Origin of the sequence: Micromonospora sp. 15K316 (genome assembly GCF_004348525.1) — a bacterium.
In the GTDB taxonomy this organism is placed as follows: Bacteria; Actinomycetota; Actinomycetes; order Mycobacteriales; family Micromonosporaceae; genus Micromonospora.
Map to the genome: position 1 here is coordinate 1 of NZ_SMKG01000351.1, position 3,806 is coordinate 3,806.

At 73.2% G+C, this 3,806-nt stretch carries 4 protein-coding genes; all 4 read left to right on the forward strand.

What is annotated here, in order from left to right; all coding sequences use genetic code 11:
- On the forward strand, window positions 1-671 hold a 671-nt coding region (gene scpB, locus E1211_RS31195; protein WP_132353686.1), incomplete at its 5' end, for an SMC-Scp complex subunit ScpB.
- The gene (locus E1211_RS31200) at window positions 658-1,422 is read left to right on the forward strand and encodes a pseudouridine synthase (protein WP_132353688.1); all 765 of its coding nucleotides are present in this window, start codon (window positions 658-660) and stop codon (window positions 1,420-1,422) included. The genes scpB and E1211_RS31200, both read left to right, overlap by 14 nt.
- A gap of 189 nt (window positions 1,423-1,611) precedes the next feature.
- Window positions 1,612-2,292: a (d)CMP kinase gene (cmk, locus tag E1211_RS31205; RefSeq protein WP_132353690.1), complete on the forward strand. Its 681-nt coding sequence runs from the start codon at window positions 1,612-1,614 to the stop codon at window positions 2,290-2,292.
- A gap of 67 nt (window positions 2,293-2,359) precedes the next feature.
- Window positions 2,360-3,763, forward strand: coding sequence for a ribosome biogenesis GTPase Der (der, locus tag E1211_RS31210; protein WP_132353692.1), 1,404 nt, complete (start codon window positions 2,360-2,362; stop codon window positions 3,761-3,763).
- Window positions 3,764-3,806 lie beyond the last annotated feature (43 nt).

Below are 3,806 nucleotides of genomic sequence, written 5' to 3' on the forward strand. Positions count from 1 at the left end.
GGGTAGGCGAGCCTGCGCCGACGACCGGTGACGCGGCGGCGGAGGGGGCGGCGGGTCGCGTACCCCGGAAGCAGCCGGCGCCCCGGCGGCGTGCGGCCGCGGCCCCGGAGCCCGCGCCGGAGCTGGACGACACCGAGCTGCGCGGGGCGCTCGAGGCGATCCTGCTGGTGGTGGACGAGCCGGTGGCCGAGGCGACCCTGGCCGAGGTGCTGGAGCAGCCGCCGGCGCGCGTCGGTGCGATGCTCGACCGGATCGCCGCCGGCTACACCGCGTCCGGGTACGGCTTCGAGCTGCGCCGGGCGGCCGGTGGCTGGCGTCTCTACACCCGGCCGGAATACGCCGGCTACGTGGAACGGTTCGTCTTGGAGGGGCAGTCGGTACGGCTGACCCAGGCCGCGCTGGAAACGCTCGCCGTGGTCGCCTACAAGCAGCCCGTCACCCGCTCGCGGATCTCGGCGATCCGGGGTGTCAACTGTGACGGGGTGATCCGTACCCTGGTCACCCGCGGCCTGGTGGAGGAGTGCGGAAGCGAGCCTGAGAGCGGCGCCTTCCTCTACCGCACCACCACCCTGTTCCTGGAGAAGCTGGGCCTGAACACGGTCGACGAGCTGCCGCCGCTCGCGCCGTTCCTGCCCGATGATGTGGAAGAGCTGAGCGATGCCACGCGATGACCGCACCCCCCGCACCGACGTCCCGGAGGACGCCGAGCGCCTGCAGAAGGTGCTCGCCGCCGCCGGCGTGGGCTCCCGGCGCGCCTGCGAGGACCTGATCTTCCGGCGCCGGGTCACGGTGAACGGGCGGGTCGCGCAGCTCGGCGACAAGGTCGACCCCACCACCGCCGTGATCTTCGTCGACGGGGAGCGGGTGGTCACCGACGCCCGCCTCGTCTACCTGGCCATGAACAAGCCGCGCGGCGTCGTCTCCACCATGGCGGACGAGAAGGGGCGCACCGCGCTCGCGGACTTCCTCGGCAACCGGGTCGAGCAGCGCGTCTACCACGTCGGGCGGCTCGACGCCGACAGCGAGGGCCTGCTGCTGCTCACCAACGACGGCACCCTGGCGCACCGGCTCATGCACCCCTCCTACGGGGTGCCGAAGACGTACCTCTGTGAGGTGTCCGGCCCGATCCCGCGCAACCTCGGCAAGCGGCTGATGGCCGGGGTGGAGCTGGAGGACGGCCCCGCGAAGGTCGACTCGTTCCGGGTGGTGGACACCCTGGGGCGCAGCGCCCAGGTGGAGCTGACCCTGCACGAAGGGCGCAAACACATCGTCCGGCGGATCCTGGGCGAGGTCGGACATCCGGTGTCCCGGCTGATCCGTACCTCCATCGGGCCGATCCGCCTCGGTGACCTGCGCGCCGGGCGGACCCGCCGCCTCACCAACGCCGAAGTCGCCGCGCTCTTCAAGGCGGTGGGTGACTGACCCCGCCGGACGGGGTACGGCTGCCGGTAGGCTCCGTGGCGGTCGGGTGACGGCCGCGCGGTGGCGCGGGTCGCGCCCGGCGGCGTCGCGCGCGCTCCGTGGGGAGCCGCGGGCATCATTGACCAGGGACATCCGCTCACGGCGCCGGAAGGCCGGCGATCCGTGAGGTACGGGCTGAGGAGGACGACGGTGGAGGAAAACGTGCGGGCCGGGCGGTGCGTGGTCGCTGTGGACGGGCCGTCCGGTTCGGGAAAGTCCACCGTCTCCCGGCGGCTGGCCGCCGGTCTCGGTGCCCGCTACCTGGACACCGGGGCGATGTACCGGGCGATCACCTGGGCCGTGCTGCGCTCCGGAGTCGACCTCACCGACGCGGAGGCCGTGGCCAAGGTCGCCCAGGAGGTGGACCTGCGCATCGGCACCGATCCGCAGGGGTACGGCGTGACCGCCGACGGTGTCAGCGTGGACGCGGACATCCGCGGCCCCGAGGTGACCCAGGCGGTCTCCGCCGTGGCGGCCGTGCCGGCCGTCCGGGCGCTGCTCGTCGCCCGTCAGCAGGAGATGATCGCGAACGCCGGCCGGATCGTGGTGGAGGGCCGGGACATCGGTGCCGTGGTGGCGCCGGACGCCGACCTGAAGGTCTACCTGACCGCCTCCGAGGCGGCCCGGGCGGCGCGGCGCAGCGCCGAGGACGCCACCGACGCGACGGTCACCGCCGCCGACCTGGCCCGCCGGGACCACCTGGACTCGACCCGCCGGACCTCGCCGTTGCAGCAGGCGTCGGACGCGGTCGTGCTGGACACCACCGAGCTGGGCATCGACGAGGTCGTCCAGCAGCTGCACACCCTGCTCACCGAGCGGGGAGTGGCATGAGCGAGCGATTCATCAGACGGAACGCGGTTGAGCCTCGTGGCGGCGCCGACCGGAAGGAGGCGGCGGCATGAGTGACGCAGGCGGTTGGGTGGAGCTGCGGGAGTCGGACCTCGACACCGAGGAGCCGACCGGCCCGCAGCCCGTGGTGGCCGTCGTCGGCCGACCGAACGTGGGCAAGTCGACGCTTGTCAACCGGATCATCGGCCGGCGGCAGGCGGTGGTCGAGGACGTCCCCGGGGTGACCCGGGACCGGGTGCCGTACGACGCCCAGTGGGCCGGTCGGGCGTTCACCGTGGTGGACACCGGCGGGTGGGAACCGGACGCGAAGGACCGGGCGGCCGCGATCGCCGCGCAGGCCGAGACGGCCGTGGCGACCGCGGACGTGGTCCTCTTCGTGGTCGACGCGATGGTCGGTTCGACCGATGTGGATGAGGCCGCGGTGCGGATGCTGCGACGCAGCGCCAAGCCGGTCATCCTGGTGGCGAACAAGGCGGACAACACCTCCATCGAGATGGAGTCGACCTCGCTCTGGTCGCTCGGCCTGGGCGAGCCGCTGCCGGTCTCCGCCCTGCACGGCCGGGGCTCCGGCGACCTGCTCGACGCGATCATGGCGGCGTTGCCCGATTCCCCGGCGATCGTCGAGCACGGGCCGCGCGGCCCGCGCCGGGTGGCGCTCGTCGGCCGGCCGAACGTGGGCAAGTCCAGCCTGCTCAACCGCTTCTCCGGTGAGCAGCGGGCGGTCGTCGACTCGGTCGCCGGCACCACCGTCGACCCGGTGGACAGCCTGGTGCAGATCGGCGGCGAGACCTGGCACCTGGTCGACACGGCCGGGCTGCGCAAGCGGGTCGGCAAGGCCAGCGGGACCGAGTACTACGCGAGCCTGCGTACCGCGTCGGCCATCGAGGCGGCCGAGGTCGCGGTGGTGCTGCTCGACGCGAGCGAGCCGATCAGCGAGCAGGACCAGCGGATCCTGTCGATGGTCACCGACGCCGGGCGGGCCCTGGTGATCGCCTTCAACAAGTGGGACCTGGTCGACGCCGACCGCCGGTACTACCTGGACAAGGAGATCGACCGGGAGCTGCGCCGGATCCCGTGGGCGATCCGGCTGAACCTGTCGGCGATGACCGGCCGCGCGGTCGACAAACTGGCGCCCGCGCTGCACAAGGCCCTCGACAGCTGGGAGACCCGCATCCCGACGTCGCGGCTCAACCAGTGGCTCACGGCGCTCGTGCAGGCCACCCCGCACCCGGTGCGGGGCGGCCGGGCGCCACGCATCCTCTTCGCCACCCAGGCGGGGGCGGCCCCGCCGCGTTTCGTGCTCTTCACCACCGGGCCGCTGGACGCCGGCTACCAGCGGTTCGTCGAGCGCAAGCTCCGCGAGGAGTTCGGTTTCGAGGGGAGCCCGATCGAGATCTCCGTACGCCCGCGCAAGAAGGTCGGCCCCGGCGGCCGGGGCAAGGCGCACGGCTGATCCACCGGATCACCAGCGGGCCGGGTCGAGGGAAGCCTCGACC